The sequence below is a fragment of the Austwickia chelonae genome (assembly GCF_003391095.1).
Classification (GTDB): Bacteria; Actinomycetota; Actinomycetes; order Actinomycetales; family Dermatophilaceae; genus Austwickia; species Austwickia chelonae_A.
On record NZ_CP031447.1, the window covers coordinates 3,555,945 to 3,574,131 of the forward strand.

At 62.7% G+C, this 18,187-nt stretch carries 16 protein-coding genes and 1 pseudogene; 12 read left to right on the plus strand and 5 right to left on the minus strand.

Annotation, left to right across the window (positions count from 1 at the left end; genetic code table 11):
• Position 1: 1 nt before the first annotated feature.
• Positions 2–406 (plus strand): VOC family protein, encoded by a 405-nt coding sequence (locus DX923_RS15645; RefSeq protein WP_116116388.1) that lies wholly within the window; start codon positions 2–4, stop codon positions 404–406.
• Here DX923_RS15645 and DX923_RS17235 read toward each other — a convergent pair.
• The gene (locus DX923_RS17235) at positions 336–506 is read right to left on the minus strand and encodes a DUF2243 domain-containing protein (protein ID WP_430732308.1); all 171 of its coding nucleotides are present in this window, start codon (positions 504–506) and stop codon (positions 336–338) included. The genes DX923_RS15645 and DX923_RS17235 overlap by 71 nt on opposite strands.
• Here DX923_RS17235 and DX923_RS16885 point away from each other — a divergent pair.
• A complete protein-coding gene (locus DX923_RS16885) occupies positions 426–752 on the plus strand; it encodes a hypothetical protein (protein ID WP_240322670.1) in 327 nt (108 codons plus the stop codon). The two genes, DX923_RS17235 and DX923_RS16885, sit on opposite strands and share 81 nt — an antisense overlap.
• A gap of 408 nt (positions 753–1,160) precedes the next feature.
• Here DX923_RS16885 and DX923_RS15655 read toward each other — a convergent pair whose 3' ends face one another.
• Together DX923_RS15655 and DX923_RS15660 are read right to left on the minus strand one after the other, a co-directional pair.
• Positions 1,161–2,834: an AIPR family protein gene (locus tag DX923_RS15655; protein WP_116116006.1), complete on the minus strand. Its 1,674-nt coding sequence runs from the start codon at positions 2,832–2,834 to the stop codon at positions 1,161–1,163.
• Between the two features lie 543 nt (positions 2,835–3,377).
• Positions 3,378–4,139, minus strand: a pseudogene (locus DX923_RS15660) (helix-turn-helix domain-containing protein).
• Positions 4,140–4,310: 171 nt separating this feature from the next.
• Here DX923_RS15660 and DX923_RS15665 point away from each other — a divergent pair.
• The 9 genes from DX923_RS15665 (at position 4,311) to DX923_RS15705 (ending at position 12,859) form a co-directional block, all read left to right on the plus strand.
• Positions 4,311–4,625, plus strand: coding sequence for a type II toxin-antitoxin system RelE/ParE family toxin (locus tag DX923_RS15665; RefSeq protein WP_116116007.1), 315 nt, complete (start codon positions 4,311–4,313; stop codon positions 4,623–4,625).
• Positions 4,616–4,912, plus strand: a complete 297-nt coding sequence (locus DX923_RS15670; RefSeq protein WP_116116008.1) for an addiction module antidote protein — start codon at positions 4,616–4,618, stop codon at positions 4,910–4,912. The genes DX923_RS15665 and DX923_RS15670 overlap by 10 nt, the downstream gene beginning before the upstream one ends.
• Positions 4,913–5,406: 494 nt before the next feature.
• Entirely contained in the window at positions 5,407–6,810 is a 1,404-nt protein-coding gene (locus DX923_RS15675; protein ID WP_116113446.1) for an IS1380 family transposase, read from the plus strand.
• Positions 6,807–6,968 (plus strand): hypothetical protein, encoded by a 162-nt coding sequence (locus DX923_RS16430; RefSeq protein WP_162872817.1) that lies wholly within the window; start codon positions 6,807–6,809, stop codon positions 6,966–6,968. The genes DX923_RS15675 and DX923_RS16430 overlap by 4 nt, the downstream gene beginning before the upstream one ends.
• Positions 6,969–7,416: 448 nt before the next feature.
• Positions 7,417–7,647 (plus strand): PadR family transcriptional regulator, encoded by a 231-nt coding sequence (locus DX923_RS17240; RefSeq protein WP_430732284.1) that lies wholly within the window; start codon positions 7,417–7,419, stop codon positions 7,645–7,647.
• A 940-nt stretch (positions 7,648–8,587) separates the two neighbouring features.
• Positions 8,588–10,654 (plus strand): hypothetical protein, encoded by a 2,067-nt coding sequence (locus DX923_RS15690; protein ID WP_116116011.1) that lies wholly within the window; start codon positions 8,588–8,590, stop codon positions 10,652–10,654.
• Positions 10,655–10,691: 37 nt separating this feature from the next.
• Entirely contained in the window at positions 10,692–11,357 is a 666-nt protein-coding gene (locus DX923_RS15695) for an ABC transporter ATP-binding protein (RefSeq protein WP_116116012.1), read from the plus strand.
• 8 nt (positions 11,358–11,365) lie between these two features.
• Positions 11,366–11,656 carry a hypothetical protein gene (locus tag DX923_RS15700; protein WP_116116013.1) on the plus strand — a complete coding sequence of 97 codons (291 nt, stop codon included), beginning with the start codon at positions 11,366–11,368 and terminating at the stop codon, positions 11,654–11,656.
• A gap of 357 nt (positions 11,657–12,013) precedes the next feature.
• Positions 12,014–12,859 carry a PhzF family phenazine biosynthesis protein gene (locus tag DX923_RS15705; protein WP_116116014.1) on the plus strand — a complete coding sequence of 282 codons (846 nt, stop codon included), beginning with the start codon at positions 12,014–12,016 and terminating at the stop codon, positions 12,857–12,859.
• Positions 12,860–12,880: 21 nt separating this feature from the next.
• On the opposite strand, the gene DX923_RS15710 is transcribed toward DX923_RS15705, so the two are convergent.
• Together DX923_RS15710 and dnaB are read right to left on the minus strand one after the other, a co-directional pair.
• Positions 12,881–13,339: a hypothetical protein gene (locus DX923_RS15710; RefSeq protein ID WP_116116015.1), complete on the minus strand. Its 459-nt coding sequence runs from the start codon at positions 13,337–13,339 to the stop codon at positions 12,881–12,883.
• 160 nt (positions 13,340–13,499) lie between these two features.
• Positions 13,500–15,971, minus strand: a complete 2,472-nt coding sequence (dnaB, locus tag DX923_RS15715; protein WP_116116389.1) for a replicative DNA helicase — start codon at positions 15,969–15,971, stop codon at positions 13,500–13,502.
• An 857-nt stretch (positions 15,972–16,828) separates the two neighbouring features.
• Here dnaB and DX923_RS15720 point away from each other — a divergent pair.
• Positions 16,829–18,178, plus strand: a complete 1,350-nt coding sequence (locus tag DX923_RS15720) for an MATE family efflux transporter (RefSeq protein ID WP_116116016.1) — start codon at positions 16,829–16,831, stop codon at positions 18,176–18,178.
• The last annotated feature ends 9 nt before the right edge of the window (positions 18,179–18,187 follow it).

Sequence of the window (18,187 nt, forward strand, 5' to 3'; positions counted from 1 at the left end):
GATGACAACTTCTGGAGCACCCACCGTCACGCTAGATCATGCCGGACTTTATGTCGCCGACCTGGAACGATCGCGCGATTTCTTCCGCACCTATTTCGGCGCCACGTCCAACGACGGATATCACAACCCGCGCACCGGATTGCGCACCTATTTTCTGTCCTTCGATGGTCGAGCACGTCTGGAAATCATGACTCGACCGGGGGTGGATCGAACGGCCGATGAGGGCCTGCTCGGCTGGGCACATATCGCCTTCAGGCTGGGGTCCCGTGTTGCTGTGGATGAGACAACTTCACGTCTGCTCGCGGACGGTTACGAGGTGGTGGACGGGCCACGACTCACCGGTGACGGCTACTACGAAGCCGTGGTGTTAGACCACGAAGGGAACCGGATCGAGTTGGTTGCCTGACCCGGCTGCCGTACGGCTGGTGCCACTGCAGCAGCTGATGCAGGCCGATCCCGTCAAGGAAGCCGCCCAGGCCCACGCCCACGCCCACGCCCACGCCCACGCCCACGCCCACGCCCACGCCCACGCCCACGCCCACGCCCAGGATGATGCCGAGAACGGTGATGCTCGCAGGTTCGAGCCGATCGTACGTGCGCGCGTCGATCGAGGCGCTCATCGCGTCTCCTTCCCTCAGCCGCCGAGCGACGGCCTGTGCGTGGCGCTGTGCCGTGCAGGGGCTTTGACCTGCGCGAGGTGCCTTGCCCCACTTCGGGATTCTTATGCACGGCTATTGGCGCGGGCCGCGTGAACGGTCGGTCGGCAGGGTATGGGGCCGACATGAGCTACGGACTTCTCGTCATCGGTAGCGGCCACCGGCAAGACGCTCACGTAATCCCGCATCGCACCTTGACTATGGACGGATCCAGGCTCACGTTCCCGCGCCGTTCGCCATGCTATTCAGTGATCCAGCGCTGGAGATGCATGCGTTTCTTGTCACAAGATGGATAGGCGAGCTAGCCAACTGCGCCCTGGATGAGCACGACAACCTTGAGTGATTCACACCGGTCGAGATCGAGTGCCTGACGATGGCCGATGCCATCGCGATTCCTAGCTCGTCCAGACATCGGACAAGTTCCGCTCACTCAGTCGTGACAGTGACGATTCCGTTCATCGCGACCACGCCCGCGACCTAGGCAGCGTCGAGACGCACGCTGTCCTAGTTCGGCGTCCAGCCGGTGAAAGTCTCGGCTTTCTCCCGTTCGACGTCCTTCTCGTAACTCGCCAGGATCGCCTGCGCCAGATCCCCGCCTTGCCGAGGGCTCTTGAGGATCGTCTTGTAATCAAAGTCTACCGACTTCGACTCGACGTTGAGATCTACGACGACTGTCTTCAAGATCTCCTCACACTTGCTCAAGAACTCGGCCATCTGCGACTCGGTAAGAGAATCCGGTTTCGCGATGTAAGGACGCGAGGCGTCATTGCCTCGCAGAATCTCGGAGAGCAGGTAGAGCATGAAGTACCGAGTCAGCCCGTAGGAGGCCATCGGTCGATTCTTAAGCTTCGGCAAGCTCTTGTTTACTACACCCATCAGCCGATGAACGAAGATTACTCGCTGCGCGGTGACCTCCGGTCGCCCAAAGATCTCGGCATACTTCTCGTCGAAGACCTTGTAGATCTGGTGTGCGGACCACGGCTCCTGAACATCGAACGCCAGGAGTGCACGTCCGCTCTCGTCGTTGGTGATCACTGTGGCGTCATCCGGTGCTTGCTCGCCCCGCTTGATCTCGAAGAAGTAGTTGCCGCCCGTATTGTTCATTTCCTCCTGCAGCCGGCGCTGGATCGTGTGGTTCGATCGGAGGTCACGTGGCTTGATGGCGTTCTGGTTGTTGCTGTTCTCGGTGATCCTGCGAGCCAGTGCCTCGTCCTGGACCTCGACGACCCGCACCAGCACACGGAGGTCATCGGTGAGCTTGGACTTATCGTTATAGAAACTCGTCAGGCTCTGAGCACCGTTCACCACTGAGTAATCCTTGATCGTAAGTTTGCCGCTTTTAGAGCTGTCGGCAGACGAGCACAGGATGATCAGGCCGTTGTGTCCGAGAATGAAGGTTGCATGGTCTGCCTTTTTAGCCAGAGCACCGCGAATTGCCTTGTTGACGCTAGTATTTCCGAGACCGTAACGCACGTTCTCTCGAAATAGCGAGCCATCCGCGATGCCGTCCATATGCACGAGCTGGAGCGCCCTCGCTGGAAAAACGAACATAGTAGGGCCATCCTTGTTGGCACCCACCTTCATTTCTAGCGGGTCGACGTAGGAGGTATCGAAGGTGAATGAACCCTTTTTACCCTCGGTCATATCTACCTCGACCATCCGCGCTGCGATCTCTTCGCGATCGAAGATCGACAGGTTGGGTGTGACTTCTGAGTATCCCTGGGAGTCGATGTTATGTGATTCGTTGGTGACGTAGACGCCTATTAGGCGGTAACTGGATTTGACCATGTCGGCCAACTGGATGCGGCCGATCAGCCGCTTGAGTTCTTCGTCAGCATTGCCAGAAAGGATGCTCTTCACCTTGTCATCTGTATCGAACTGAGCGACAGATCCCATGAGATTTTTGGGGCCGACATCGCCAATCTTGCCTGCGTCATTCTGTCGAATCTTGGCCTGGAGAAAGTGGATCTCCTCGTTGTTGTGGTCAACGTAGATCCCGTCGATGCCCTTGTCATTTGAGTGGTCGCAGACAGCATCCCGCGCATCAGTCTCCTCTAGCCTATAGACATTCTCGAGGAACCACACGAGGAACGAGGCCGACTCCCCAAGCCCTGTTCGCTCAGTGACCCGGGCGATTCTTTTGGACAAGAATTCATAATTGAGCTCATTCGACTCCATGTGGGAAAGCCTAGTCGTGAGCTAACCTTCAGGCACGTCCGCGCCGCGACATGAGCGGGCCGGGTCGCCTTCTACCCTGTACCCAGTCCCGCATATCAGCTGCTTTCTCAAGTTCACAGCCTGGCTCATCCGCGAATGGCAAGGCGATTTCGAGGACGACGTAAAGGTAAGACATATCAATCACGCGATAAAGCAGCCGTTGGCCGTGCTGGACAGCTTTCAGGTTCGCACCCGACGGCGAGAAATGCCTCGTGATTGCACTGGGCGCACTCTGCTACAGGCCGTCAATTCGTCCAGGCTCCCGGCTGACCGATCATCCACCCTGTGATGTCAGGCCCGTTTGGCAAAGGCGTTGCTGGTGGCCGTTGAAAGAGACTGCGAACTGCCGGTAGCGGGCGCGCGCGGCTGCGGCTGCCCTAGGCCGGAGATGTGTCAATGTGGCCGTGGACGCGGCGGACCACGGAGATCCTCTCCGAAACCGCTGCTCGGGTCGAGCCGGAATCGGGAGACGCTTCCCAAATCCGGCCAGGAAGCTTGGCAGAACTAGTTGTAACTGGGCAGGACGTTGGTGACAGTGGCGTGCACGCGGGTGGCTGGTGGTCGGCGGCGCTGTGGGGCCGATGGTCGTTGTCGTGGATGTTCTACACGGCGACTGCGGCGGCGCGGTGGGCCTTGCTGGTGTAGCGGCGGGCGTAGAGGAGTTCCTCGGCCAGGATCCGGTTGTACCGCTCGACCTTGCCGTTGTGCCGTGGCGCGTACGCACGGGTGTACTGATGCCGGGTGGCCTTGCCGATGACGTGGTTGAACTCCTTGGCTCGTTCGACAGCACGGTGTTGCTCGCTGTCGCGGCCGTGGACGCGCCACCCGCCGCCGTCGGGGTCGAGGAACTCGCGCCGACCGATGCCCAACCGGGTCAAGTAGCGGGTCACGGTGCGCCGGTTGATGCGGATGCCGCGTTCGCCCAGCTCGTGGGTGATCCGCGTCGCGGTCCACTTCTTCTCCCGACGCCACGCTTCGATCAGCAGGACCACCTCGGGCGGCGTCGCGGACCGCGACGAATGCGGGGTGCTGGGCCGATCACGCAGCCCGGCGTCGCCATAGCGGCGCCACCGGTTAAGCCACTTCGACGCGCACGCCCGGGAGATGCTGGCCTTGTCGAAGTCCGCGACCGGCTTGACGCCACTTCGACGCGCACGCCCGGGAGATGCCCATCTCGGCGGCGACATGGCTGATCGGACGGCACTGGCAGCGCCGCACCAACCGGCAGCGGCCTCCAAGAATCAGCGGGGCATTACTGCGCGACACAGGGCAGATTCCTTCGGCTGACTCCACGTGATGGACGACTTCGACACCTCCATCCTGTCGCCACAAGGAGCCTGCCCGTTCGTCTACCCGCCCACGACCACCGTCAATAACCTCCTACCCCGCAACACCTAGCACTCAACGAGTGCGTATCCCCTGGGATACACTTGCGATGTGAAGATCCTGACGACCGGCGACTACGACAAGTGGTTCCGCAAGCTCAAGGATGTCCAGGCCAAGGCCCGGATCAACCTCGCACTGCGGCGCTGCCAGCTCGAAGACCGCCTCGTCGGAGATCTCCAGCCCGTCGGCGAGCAGGTGTTCGAGATGCGGTTCCACTTCGGCCCTGGCTATCGCGTCTACTACTCGCAGCACGAGCAAACCGTCGTCCTCCTCCTCATCGGGGGCGACAAGTCGACCCAACCGCACGACATCGCCAAGGCCAAGGAGTTGGCCGCCCAGATCCGAGAGGACCAGTCATGGCAGTGACAATCAGCCGCTGGGACGCCAGCGACTACCTCGAGACCACCGAGGACATGCTCGCCTACCTCGACGAGGCTGCCCGCAGTGGCGACCCCGCCCTTCTCCAGGCCGCCCTCGGCGACATCGCCAAGGCCAAGGGCATGACCGAGATCGCCCGCGCCGCCAGCGTCGGCCGCGAATCGCTCTACAAGTCGCTCAGTACGACGGGGAACCCGTCGTTCCAGACCGTCGCCAAGGTCATCGATGCCCTCGGTGGACAGCTCACCGTGACTCCCAAGGCTCCCGTCGCCTGACATCGCGCAAGGCCGGATCAGCGCCCCAGGCTCGACGGCCTAACAACCTGGCCGCACGACGACATTCGCGACCGTTGGTGTCAGAGATCTCTGAAGAAGGTGGGATTCACTGCTACGTTTTCGGCGGTGCGGGTCAATGTACGAGGCTGTCGAGCTGCAGCCGAATTGGCCTACCGCTACGCCCAGTACCGTGCGCTCTCGCCTCGATCGGGCGAGGTGGTGCGAGACCCAGCGAGGTCCGCGGCTCGTGCAGAAGTGCCCACTCGGCATCAGACCTGCGACGTTGTCCGTCTGACGGCGGTCAACGTAGATGTCGGGCAATCAAGGGGTCCAACCGCCAGAACAGGTTCCGTGAGTCGGGAAAGCATCCGGACAACAGCGCTAGCCCGGAGATTTCGTGGTGTTGAGCGTGCCGTGACATGAGAAGTGCCCTTGACCTGCAAGGATGTTGATTTCGACGTCAGTATCCGCAGGATCAGAAGGGCACTTCCCAGGTGAGTAAGCGTAGCGGGCTCTACCCCCATGTCCGGGTCGACACCGCGGCGGTGCCAGCGGTCGCTCAGGCCGGTGGGGTCCTGTTGACAAAGACGGCGCGCGTATCGGGTCTGGACCGGGCGTTGAGTCAGGCACTGCTTCCGTGGCGGAAGCCGTTGGCCAGGCACGACCCGGCTAAGGTCCTGCTGGATCTGGGGATGTCACTGGCGTTGGGTGGGGACACCTGCCGGGACGCGGCCCTGTTGCGGGCCGAACCGGGGGTGTACGGGCCGGTCGCCTCGGACGCCACGATCTGCCGCACCATCGCCGCGCTGGCCGCCGACGTGGCTAGGGTCGAGAAGGCCGTTGCAGGTGCGCGGGCGGTAGCTCGCGCCCATGTGTGGGCGCTGGCCGGGCGGCACGCCCCGAACCACGGCATCGACGCCGCGAATCCGCTGGTCATCGACCTGGACGCCACGTTGGTGAGGGCCCACTCCGAGAAGGAGCAGGCCGCGCCAACCTTTAAACGTGGCTACGGGTTCCACCCACTGTGCGCCTTCGTCGACCACGGTCCCAAGGGGAGCGGGGAGGCGTTGGCGATGTTGCTGCGCCCGGGGAACGCCGGCTCGAACACGGCCGCCGACCATGAACATGTCATCAAGGCGGTCCTGGCCGCACTGCCCGACACCGATGCGTCCCGGCCTGGCAGGAAGGTGTTGATCCGCACTGACGGCGCCGGGGGCACTCGGAAGCTGTTGGGGTTCCTGCACCGCCGCGGCCTGTCGTACTCCATCGGCTGGACCCTGCCCGCGAACACCCCCGAGTTGTACAACCTGATTCCCGAGCAGGTGTGGCAGGGCGCGTACAACGCCGACGGCGCCGTACGCGAGGGTGCTGACGTAGCCGAGTTCACCGACCTGCTCACCGGCGCCGGCAAGCTGAAAGGCTACCCACCGGGGATGCGGATCATCGTGCGCCGGGAACGGCCCCACCCCGGCGCGCAACTGCGCTTCGATGACGTCGCCGGCTACCGGTTGACCGCGTTCGTCACCAACACCACCCGCGGGCAACTGGCTGACCTGGAGCTGCGCCACCGCCGCCGGGCCCGCTGCGAAGACCGCATCCGGATCGCCAAAGACACCGGCTTGACCAACCTGCCCCTGCAAGGCTTCGCGCAGAACCGCGTCTGGCTCCTGATCGTGCAGCTCGCGAACGATCTCCTGGCGTGGATGGCCATGCTCGCCCTGACCGGGCACGACGCGCGCCGGTGGGAACCCAAGACCCTGCGCCACCGCCTGTTCACCATCGCCGCCACCCTCGCGCGCACCGCCCGGCAACGGGTCCTCCACATCAAGAACACCGCCCCATGGGCCGGGCTGTTCACCACCGCGTGGACCAACCTGAGCGCACTGTCACCGCCTTGACCAGCGCACTCAACCAACCCCTACCAACCCCGAGACACCCTCGTTCGTGGAAAACGACGCCCACCGGCAGCGACATCCCGGCCACTGTCGTACCCACCTGCCAGAATTCACCCCACAACAACGGCAACGGCGCCGACTACACCGACGCCGCGCCCTGATGAAACATCCGGGCTAGTGTCGTGAGACTGCGATGAACATACCTATTTGGGGACTCACCCCGAGATGGCGACCTCTCCCCGCTCGGTGCGCGGTTCCTTCGAGGCGGGCTTCGCCCCAGCGGTCCTTCTCCGTTGCCGAGAGTACTCCGGTGTCAATTAGTGGCTGTCATGGACGGGCGGGGAAGGTTCCTCGGCCGTGCCGAGAACATGGCCTCCGATCGGAGACTTAACCCTCGCCATCCCTGGTCAAGGCTCCGATCATCGGGTTGCCCCCCGGCGGCAACTCGATGAGCATTCACGACATCAATAGTCGATATATCGACTATTCTGCTTATAGACTAGTTGCATGGATAGCAAAAGGGCGGCCGAGGAGGGCTTTCACCGCGGCTTGCATCCGTTGCTTGTGCTGCTCTTACTGCGACAGGGCCCGAGCCACGGGTATGAGCTCATGAGCCGAATCGAAAGTTCAGGGCTCGGTGTCGTTCGCGGAGGAACCTTCTATCCGATGCTGCGGAGGCTGGAGAGCGCGGGCCTGGTGACATCCAGTTGGGATGCGGGGAGCGCAGGGCCGGCTCGGCGCATGGTCTCCATCACGCCTGCGGGGATAGCCGAGTCCCGCTCGGCCATCGAGGTGCTGTCTGGTCTTAGTCAGGGGTCTCCAGGAGAGGAGAAACGATGAGCTACGAGCAGGAGCTAGCGGTTCACCTACGCATCCGGGCAGTCCCAGAGCGGGTGATAGAAGAAACGCTGGCCGACGTACGCGAGGTGACTGACGCTGGAGATGATCCTCGACAACACTTCGGGGCCCCCGAGGACTACGCCCAAACCTTTCCGCAAGGGAGGACAACCCTTCGGCAAAGGGGTCCTCTCTACCTGGGCACAGCCGCAGCAGCTGCTTGGATTCTTGGCTCACTCATGGCCAGAAAAGCTGGATGGAACCCTCCAGGACGTCTGGACCAGTGGACTCTCCTGCCCGCCTTAGGTCTCCTGATGATCGGCATGCTGGTCTCGTTCGCCTCCAACTTTCGCGCGAGCAAGAAGTAGCCGCTCATACGCCGATACCGAAAATCGATGAAAAAATCGGGGTAAACTTTTACGCAAGACGCTCGACATATACTTGACTTCTGCGGAAATTGGGCGTTTATTCAGGCCATGGGCACCATGGGGGTGACCGATCGATCGAAGTGGCGAATATGAAATCAGCAACTACTCGTCGATCAAGCACGCTTTTAGCCGCTTGCATGCTTGCGCTTGGCCTGGGTGCCACCGCCACGCCAGCGTTTGCTCGAGTCGACAATGTCGAATGCAACTGGCTGGGCTTGAACTGTCGAGGTTTCTGGGACCACGGCTATAGCGACACAACCGTCTGGTCAAAGTACAAGCAGCTCGACCTCAACCATGGCTCATCGGTCTTCGGCACGACCCCCCAGGGGGTCGGCTTGAAGGACGATTCCTACTGCAAACCCGCTAATACTTGGGCCAACTCGTACCTCAGCAATGTGACAAAGTCACGAGCTGCCTATTATCGCAACTGCTAGAGCAATGTCGGAGTGAGCTTCCCGGTTCTCCGGGCAGCTCACTCCGGTGTGTCAGTATTCCGGCGTACCAGTTAGGCAGCAATGGCGCGGCTTGCAAAGATCATCGTGTTGGTAACGGCGCTCTACATGGCCTTCGCCGTTCTCTGGAATGGTGCCAGGGACCCTTATTTAGGGCTCGATTTAGCGCTCTACGGTGCGGCTGACCGTCCTGCGGAGCTGATAGGAAAAGCGTGGCCCGCGGAGGAGATGTCGCGGTGGTCCGAGCAGTTCAACGTGGATGTCGTGGCAACCGGAACACCTGCAGATCCTGGGAAAATCGTTGGCTTTCCGGCACACAGCGGCTCGACCTTTGATCAGTGGCTGCGTGACGGCTACCCATGTCTGAGGGCGCCTTGTGTCACGCGGGTGCTGTCGCTCAAGGAGCATCCGGAGTCCTTGAGGGACTACGAAGTGGGCGTATCGAGCTTGGCGTTCATCGGGCCTGATTCACACCGCGCAGCAGGTGTGGCAAGGAACCATTTCGAGGCGCTGGGATGGCGAGTCGGCATCCAGGAACTCAACGGTCCGCGCGTGTGGCTGGCGCAGTTCCGCATTCTCTTTCTTCCTGCTCTATCCGCTGTCGTGCTCCTGCTCTTCTTTCTCGCGGCAGGTCATACGTTGGCCCGGAGCAAGGAGGTGGGAGTCCATGTGTTGCACGGGAAGTCTCGCCCGCAGGTGGCTGTTGCTCATTGTTTGACCTGGGTGGTTCACATCGGAGCTGGGTTCGCGGTTGTCGAGCTCGTTGCCTTAGCTGTCTTCTGGCTACTGTGGCAAGGTCATTTCTTCGTGTATTTCACGGTCTTCTTCGCCGTCCTCACTGTGGGGCTGTCGATGACTGCCATCACCGGGCTTCTCTTGGGGCATTACCTGCTCTCCCTGACCAGCGTCGTGGAGGCGATCAACGGCAAACTCCGGTTCGGTCCTTCGATATTCCTGGTCTATATCGCTCGATCCATGGCTATCCTTGCCGTCGGCGTCCTGTCGTTGAGTCTGGCTGTCAGCGCCGGCAAGATTGCTGCCGGAAGATCTCTCCTGCAAAACATGGGCAGTCTTGACGCCTACAGCTCGTACGGGGTGAACACCGGTGCTACCGACGACAAGGCCGTGGCTCGCCAGGCCGCCGCCCAGCTGACACCACTGTTCCGAAGCGGGGAACTCCTGTTGACGCGATGCCAGCCGTCCCTCTACTACCAGCCCGCCGATCGATCCGGGATAGAACTTCGCTCCCAGGACACCGCTCTGGTTCTCGAAGCCAATGGCGCCTATCTCGCGGACTTTCCGAGGCGATTCGTCGATGGCCGACAGATGGATCCCGAGCGGGACCTCCCTGATTCAGAGATGTCCGTCCTTTTTCCGGAAGGCACACCCACAGAGCTGAAAGAGAACATACGCGCCTATATCAGCAATCTCCTGTTTTCAAATGGCAGCTTGGGTCATGTGGACGGCTGGGTGACTACCGCTGTGCCCGTGCGTGAGTTCGAAATCCAGCGCGGCTCCACCAGCCCGTGCGCGATGGGCTCCCTGGTCAATGCGACCGATCCGATCATCGTCGTCTTCCCGTCGCAATTCGAGCTGGGTGAGGATTTCGTCTTCGGGGGTGGAGGGCGCATGCTCTTGAAAACTTCTGACATCGACCACATCACATCAGTGGCCCCTGCTTTCCACAGTGGGGTCGCGGAATACAGGTCCCTGAAGGTTGGGCTGGAGCAGGAAATTCCACTCTGGGAGGCTGGCCTGTACCGAGGCTTCTTCGAACTGGGTGTTTATGCATTCTTGTTACCCTTGTCCGCTATCGCAATAGCGCTGATGTACTCTCGGCAGAATAAGCAACGGATCGCAATCCAGGGCCTGTCGGGGCGCCCATTCAGAGAGATGTGGCCGTTACTTGTCATCTTGGATGCTGTGAGCCTTGTTGCGGTGTTGTGGGCTGCACGCCCCACCGAAGCAGCAACCGTGGATCAGTTGACGACCCTCGGGGCACTTGCGTTGGGTGCCCCCACGCTGCGCTTCGCGACTGTGGTCGCTGTTCTTGCCTTGGTCTTCGCTGTTCAGTATTCGGTGCTTTACATGACTCAGCGCCGACTCGTGATGAAGCGGTCGGCAGCGTGAACCTCACCCAAGACCCTGCTTCGTGGAAGAGGCATCAATGTTGAATGTCGAAGGCCTCTGCAAATCATTTGGAGAGCGGTCACTCTGGTCGGACCTTTCCTTCTCGGTCGCGCCCGGCACGATGGCGGCGATCACGGGGAGAAGCGGCACGGGCAAGACCACCCTCTTGAATTGCCTCGGTGCCATCGACCACCCGTCGTCCGGTTCGATCTGGTGGAAAGGCGAAGACCTGTGCACGCTGAGTGAGCGCCGCCGTCGCCTGCTGCGCCGTCGTGACCTGGGCTACCTTTTTCAGGACTACGCACTCGTCGACAACGAATCGGCGGATACCAATATCGGTTTCGCGGTGACGCCCCCATGGCCGTGGGCGCGAAAGAAGTTTCCTCGGCAACTCGCGCGTGTCGGGCTCGAAGACATCGGCTCGAGGCCGGTGTATCAGCTGAGCGGAGGCGAGCAGCAAAGAGTGGCCATGGCTCGTGTCCTGGCGAAGCAACCAACTCTTGTTCTCGCGGACGAGCCGACCGGAGCGCTGGACGAGAAGAGCGGTGAAGTCGTGGTGAGTCTGTTGCGCGAACTCGCCGACGACGGAGCCGTGGTGGTGATCGCTACCCACCAGGACAGCGTGCGGTTGGCCTGCGATGAGTGGCTGGATTTGGATGCCATGGCGTCACTAGCAGGCTCGGAGGACCGACATTCGGACTGAAGGTACCTGTGAAGAAAGGGATCGAAGTGGACTGGACCAAGGTCATCGTCGAAGCAGTTGCCTTCCTCGCAGTTGCCACCCTCGGAGCTCTCGTCGGCGCACTGGCCATGAGACGCCATCCTGCTGCGAGCAACGGTCGGGGACGAAGCCAAGAAATCGTCCTATCAGTGATCACGGCGTTCGTCGTGACTGAGATATGGGCCCAGTTCAGCCACATGGTGCGCTTCAGCATCGTGACGCTTCTGATCTGTTTCAGCGTTGCCTTCGCCACGACGCTCATGCAAATCAGACGCGCCTAGCCGCAATACCGTTCAGTGAGCTGGAGATTTCATGCCGACGAGCGTTCCGTGATGTGAAACATCCCCTTGCCCCAGTGAGTACGGCGTCCTCCCAGTCTTGGGCACCCAAGACTGCCACCCATACCCTCAACAAGAACCAACTACTTAACGTTGCCGACACCAGAGGAGCCATCAACGTCCAAGAACAACCCACCTGATCAACGAAATGGCCGAGATTCAGAATGCTGTCTACCGTTCCGGGCTGCACGCCCGTACGCCCCGCATCCGAACGGCAGCGCGAGCCGTGCGAGCATGTGCGCCTGTTCTGCGCCGCCCGCCAGGGGGCGGACTTGCCAGGTCGACCCCGAGGAGTCCGACATGCCAGCCAGCGTCGAAGTGGTCCGCTACACCGCGTTCGCCACTGATCCCAGCCTCGGCAACCCGGCCGGCGTCGTGATGGACGCCGCCGGATTGTCGTCGAAGGAGATGCTGGCGGTCGCCGCAGAGGTGGGCTACAGCGAGACAGCCTTCGTCACTGGCCCGATCGACGACAACGGGAGCTTCCCCCTCCGATATTTCTCGCCCTTGGAAGAAGTCACCTTCTGCGGCCACGCCACGATCGCCACCGCCGCTGCCCTGGCAGAGCACGTCGGCATCGGCACCTACACGGCGCAGATCGCGGCGGGCCCCGTCATCATCGAAGCCGCCCGGACCAGCGATGGCCCCCGGGGCAGCTTCGACAGCCCACCCACCGGCACCCTTGACCTCCCCCAGGATCGGCTCGCGATCTTGCTCGACTGTCTCGGCTGGGACAGCGCCGCGCTCGACGCCTCCTGGCGCCCCGGGGTGGGGGTGTGCGGCAACCAGCACCCCGTCCTCGTCGCCCGGTCCGTCGGCCAGCTCGCGCACTTCAGCTATGACTTCAACCGCCTCCAAGCGGTATCCAGGGAATTCAACTGGCAGACGATCCAGATCGTCGCGCGCACCGGTGAGGGCACCTGGCGGTCGCGTAACCCGTTCCCCCTCGGCGGCGTCGTCGAGGACCCCGCCACCGGGTCGGCCGCGGCTGCCTTCGTCGGTTACCTGCGCGCGCAGGGCGAGCTAGGCGAGGGCGACCGCCTCATCATCGACCAAGGCGTAGAGATGGGTCGCCACAGCCGCATCGAGGTCGACGTTCTCGCTGATCGAGCCCGTATCTCGGGCGTCTGCTCCGCCCTGGCCTGACCCTGAGCATGCCCAGCTGACCTAGCCGTTTGCCGCCTTGCTGGCCGCATCGAGTCGAGCGGACAGGCCCTGCAGGCCCTTGCGGATCAATGCGCCGTAGCCGTCGTCGCCGAGTGCATCCTGGTGTGCCAATCCTTGCTCGAGCTGGGTCCGCGCGTCCTCGAGGCGTCCTTGGCGCAGGTATCCGTCGCCGAGGTTGAGGTGCAGGCTCGGTGCCATGCCTCGGGCATGAGCAATCCCGACTGCTGCGAGATCCGTGTCGGCGACATGGGCGTGGTTGGCCAGCGCCTGCTCGTCCCAGGCGACCTCGGCGTCGAGGTCCGGCTCGAGGTCGGCGAGGTAGTGGGCGATGACGCAGCGTTGGGCGTGGTCACTCTCGACCGTCTGGTCCCAGCACTCCTTCAGCGCTGGCCTGTCTCGATCCCGGTTCCCGTTCAACGAAAGTCCCACAGCCGCCGTGATGTCGTCCCAAGTCGCCATGACCGCACAGTACTAACGGGCGAAGGCGGTCGTCTTGAACAGATCGGACGTCATGGGAAGGACAGGGTCACCGTCCGACGCGGAGTTGCGGCGAACCACAGGCGCGTTTATGCCGCATACCAAGTGTGTTTGTGCGAACTTCGCTGCATCTCGACAACTATCAGTAGTTGGTCGCCATATTGGTGAAGCGGCTGTAGTGGCCCTGGAAGGCGACGGTGATCGTCTTGGTGGGGCCGTTACGGTGCTTGGCGACGATGATGTCGGCTTCGCCCTCGCGGGGGGAGTCCTGCTCGTACATGGATTCGCGGTGCAGCAGCATCACCATGTCGGCGTCCTGCTCGATGGAGTTGTGGACGGCGATGCCGTCGGCGATGAAGTTGTGCGCCCCGAGGACGGTGGCGTCGTACACCTCTTCGACTCCGTCCAGCTCGATCGATTCCACCACGTCCCACATGACGTCGTTCACGGCTTCCAGGTCGAGCCCGTCGCCGTCGAGGCAGGCCGCGATCTGGGGCAGCGCCTCGTCGTCCTGCCCACCGCCGGCCAGCGCCGTCGCGACCCGGCCCCAGGCTCCGTGGGAGACCGCCCCGGACGTCGTCTCCGCCTCAGCGAGTTTCACCGCCCGGATCTCCCCGGTGTCTGCGGCGTCCATGGCCGGGGCCTCTGTGCCAGGAGCCCCCACCATCTCGGTCACCAAAGCGTCCGCCGTCACCACTTCAGTGGTCACTGCAGTCGATTCCCGCACGATGTCCAGCAGTCGCAAAGCGTCGACAGCGGCATCGCCGTCGATACCGATCTCCTGGAGGAACCGGCGCTGGCAGTCGACGTCGACGATGTCGAGCATCCACCCGGTCTCGTCGCCGACGAGCTGTCCGGTGATCCCGAAACGGCACAGCAGGAGAGTCACCCGGTCGAGCAGCCCCCGGTTGGTGGCGAAACAGAAGATCTGACCGCCTGCGTGATCCTCCGGGAGCATCACCCCACCGGCAACAGTGAAGAAAGCGCGCAGGAAGAGTGCGATCTGACGTTTCGGCAGGTGGAAGACCGCCTGCGGGATCACCGCATCCGGCGAAAAGGCGCACAGTTGAGCGGCCGCCGCGACGTCTTCGTCCTGCCAGCTGTCATCGCACCGTGTCGGCGCCGAGATGTGGCGAGGAACCGCAAGGCGCTGACCCGCCCGTAGATCGCCCAAGGCCTGCCAGCCGTCGAAGGTCAGGAAAGGGTGGTTCTCCGTGGCGCGGACCGTCCGCCCGGAAGCGGTCGTCAGCCGGAAGACCGGCCGCGCCCCCGTGGGGAAGGCATGGGTCATCAGACGCGGCACGTAACGCAGGGACTCGTCCAAGGCCCAGACCGGGATGTCACGGGCGCCGGAGACCACCAGTTCGGCGATGGAGACCTCGGCGCCGGTGTCGGCCCGCAGCACTCTGGTGTCGCCGGTCAGACAACCCGACTCACGCAAGTCACTGACCTGGGGTTTTTTGTCGGTGCGTTGTTCCGGCCCACGGTTCAGCTGGGAAAGCGCGATGACCGGCACTTCCAGCTCCTTGGCCAGCAGCTTCAACGCACGGGAGAATTCGGAGACTTCCTGCTGGCGGCTCTCGACCCGTTTGCCGGAGCTCATCAGCTGCAGATAGTCGATCACGATGAGTTTGAGGTTGTTGCGTTGCTTGAGCCGACGGCATTTCGCGCGGATCTCCATCAGCGACATGTTCGGTGAGTCGTCGATGAACAGGGGTGCGGTGTCGAAGTCCGAGGCGAGCCGGGCGAGTTTCTCCCAGTCCCGGTCCTCGAGTTTTCCTCGGCGGACCTTGGACAGGTTGATGCCGGCTTCGGCGGAGATCAGACGCATCGTGATCTCCGAACGGCTCATCTCCAGGGAGAAGATGACGGCGGCCTGCTTGTGCTTGATCGCAGCCGCCCGCACGAAGTCCAGCGCCAGAGTGGACTTTCCGACTGCCGGGCGAGCAGCGATGACGATCATCTGACCGGCGTGCAACCCGTTGGTGAGTTCGTCGAGTTCAGCGAATCCCGTAGGTACTCCGGCCATGTCACCGGAAGCACCCCCGGCGGCCTCGATCTCGTCGTAGGTGGGCTCCAGGAGGTCGCGCAGCAGGTGGTAGTCCTCCGAGCCACGCTTGTCGGCGACGGCGTAGACCTCGGCCTGAGCAGCATTGACGATCTCTTCGACGTCCCCTCCACCCTGCCCGTAGCCCATCTGCACGATGCGGGTGCCGGCGTCGACCAGGCGACGCAAGGTGGCCCGCTCAGCGACGATCTGGGCGTAATACCCGGCGTTGGCCGCCGTGGGCACCGAGGAGATGAGCTGGTGCAAATAGGACTGCCCACCGATCCGGGTGAGCTCGCCCCGTTTGGTCAGCTCATCGGCGACGGTGATCGCGTCGGCCGGTTCGCCACGACCGTACAGGTCGAGAACCGCGTCATAGATGAGCTCATGGGCCGGACGGTAGAAGTCGGTTCCGCGGAGGGTCTCCACACAGTCCGCGATGGCGTCCTTGGAGAGGAGCATCCCGCCGAGGACGGATTGCTCGGCGTGGACATCCTGGGGTGGCATCCGGTCGTCCGGGCCGCCGCTGGACGAGGCGAACTGTTCCTCGAGTTCAGAAAGCGACATACCGCTGAACCACGCTCCTTTCCCCTTGGTCGTCCACTGATGGGCACACATTCGAGACTTCTTGTGTCTCAGTCTCTTTCGGCCGACCGACAACGCTGTGACCTGCGTTTTCACGCGGGAGCCACGGGCGATGGCACTGATCGACACGAAAGCGTCACGCCTGTTTGAAGGTGCGGACAAGACACGCTAGGGCGATAACACACCTGCACTCAAGAACACCTGTGGGTAACGCTGTGGACAACTTGGGGATAAGTAGGTTCAGATCGGTGGAGAACGCCCGCAAGGTGTGGATGAAGCTGGGGACAAGTGCGGCAATCCGCCACTGCTCGAGCCACTGACCGGCATGTATACGAGAAGTAGGCTGTTGAACAAAAAAGGTCGACCTCAAGCCAGCTATCTGAGATGAATAATCTTGCCATTCGAGAGAGAGCCGCACCGGGACGACTCAGGGACGAAACTGAACGGCCGCCTGTTTAGCTCCATGACAGATATCCCCATCACGCTGTGGATACAGCTGTGGACAACCGGCTTACCCTCCTGCGCGGACCAGCCGAAAGAGTCACCGCAGGCCACTTCCCACACTCACACGCTGGGCCTTTGCCCTCTTGGGTCAAGAACACGTCAAATGTCCAGCTCACAGCCTTCTTGGGGATAACTCGCCGGTAGTAGCACCGACAGAACATGGATCACCACAGCAGGAAGACTGCTCCACGGGAAATCGAGCATCCACTTGTCGACAGCAATGCGTACAACGCTCCCGATATGCGCAAACATCATTCACCAATGAAATTTTCCTGGTGGCAGAACACGCTGGCTCCTCACCCCGCCTTGCCGGATCACCCACATAGACTTCACCGGTGAATGCCGACGCGCCCACCGAGAAGACCCCTCACAGAGCGGTCATCGCCCTCGCGCTGCCGGCCTTCTTCACCCTGATCGCCGAACCACTCTTCCGGCTGGCCGACTCAGCCATCGTCGGACACCTCGGCACCACACCCCTCGCCGGGCTCGGTATCGCAGGAGCCGTGCTCTCTACCGCAGCAGGCGTCTTCGTCTTCCTGGCCTATGGAACCACCGCGCTGGTCTCCCGCATGCTCGGCGCGAAAGACACCCGCGCGGCCCTCGGTGCAGGCCTCGACGGCATCTGGCTCGCCCTCGTCCTGGGGCTCCTCACCAGCGCCACCGTCGCCCTCGCCGCCGAGCCGCTGTGCCAGCTGTTCAACCCCTCACCGGCGGTCCTCCACGAAGCCGCCACCTATTTGCGCATCAGCGCCCTCGGGCTGCCCGGCATGCTCCTCGTCCTCGCTGCGGCAGGCATTCTGCGCGGGCTCCAGGACACCCGCACCCCCTTGATCGCCACCACCCTCGGATTCATCACCAACGCTCTGCTCAACCTGTGGTTCGTCTACGGCCTCGGCCTGGGGATCGCCGGCTCAGCCTGGGGAACGGCCATCGCCGAGAACGGCATGGCCATCGGCATGCTCGCTGTCGTCGCACACCACGCCCGACACCACCACGCACCCCTGAGACCCCACCCCCGAGGAGTCCTGCGCGCCGCCGCCAACGGAATGCCGCTCCTCGTCCGCACCCTCTCCCTACGCGGGGTCCTCCTGCTGACCACCTGGGCCGCCGTCGCACTCGGCGATATCCCCCTGGCCGCCTATCAAGTGACCACCAGCATCTGGGCCTTCCTCATGTTCGCCCTGGACTCCCTCGCCATCGCCGGCCAAGCCCTCACTGGACGCTCCCTCGGCGCAGGCGACCGGACAGCAACCCGAACCACCACCACCCTCATCTCCCGCTGGGGTGTCCTGGTCGGCATCGCCCTCGGCGCAGTCCTCCTCGCCCTTCACCGGCTCTTACCCGCGCTGTTCACCAGCGACCCCGCCGTCCACACCGCCATCAGCACCGCCCTGATCGTCATCGCACTGGGGCAGCCCCTCGCCGGGCTGGCCTTCGTCCTCGACGGCATCCTGATCGGTGCCGGTGACAGCATCTGGTTGGCTCGGACTCAGACGCTTCTCCTGGTCGGTTACGCACCACTCGCCGTCGCCATCCACCACTGGTCCACCACGCTGACCGGTCTCGGCCTGGACATCGCCACTGCCACACTCTGGGTCGCTTTCCTCGTCTTCATGGCCGTGCGCGCACTCGCCCTCCATCACCGAGCCGCCCGCGAGGAATGGATGGTCGTCGGCATCCACTGACCGCCGCGA

Coding starts and splice junctions, on each gene's coding strand:
- DX923_RS15690 (WP_116116011.1), top strand. CDS start 8,588: ATGGCGCGGCTTGCAAAGATCATCGTGTTGGTAACGGCGCTCTACATG.
- DX923_RS15710 (WP_116116015.1), bottom strand. CDS start 13,339: ATGGCGACTTGGGACGACATCACGGCGGCTGTGGGACTTTCGTTGAAC.
- DX923_RS15705 (WP_116116014.1), top strand. CDS start 12,014: ATGCCAGCCAGCGTCGAAGTGGTCCGCTACACCGCGTTCGCCACTGAT.
- DX923_RS17240 (WP_430732284.1), top strand. CDS start 7,417: ATGAGCCGAATCGAAAGTTCAGGGCTCGGTGTCGTTCGCGGAGGAACC.
- DX923_RS15645 (WP_116116388.1), top strand. CDS start 2: ATGACAACTTCTGGAGCACCCACCGTCACGCTAGATCATGCCGGACTT.
- dnaB (WP_116116389.1), bottom strand. CDS start 15,971: ATGTCGCTTTCTGAACTCGAGGAACAGTTCGCCTCGTCCAGCGGCGGC.
- DX923_RS15655 (WP_116116006.1), bottom strand. CDS start 2,834: ATGGAGTCGAATGAGCTCAATTATGAATTCTTGTCCAAAAGAATCGCC.
- DX923_RS15670 (WP_116116008.1), top strand. CDS start 4,616: ATGGCAGTGACAATCAGCCGCTGGGACGCCAGCGACTACCTCGAGACC.
- DX923_RS15695 (WP_116116012.1), top strand. CDS start 10,692: ATGTTGAATGTCGAAGGCCTCTGCAAATCATTTGGAGAGCGGTCACTC.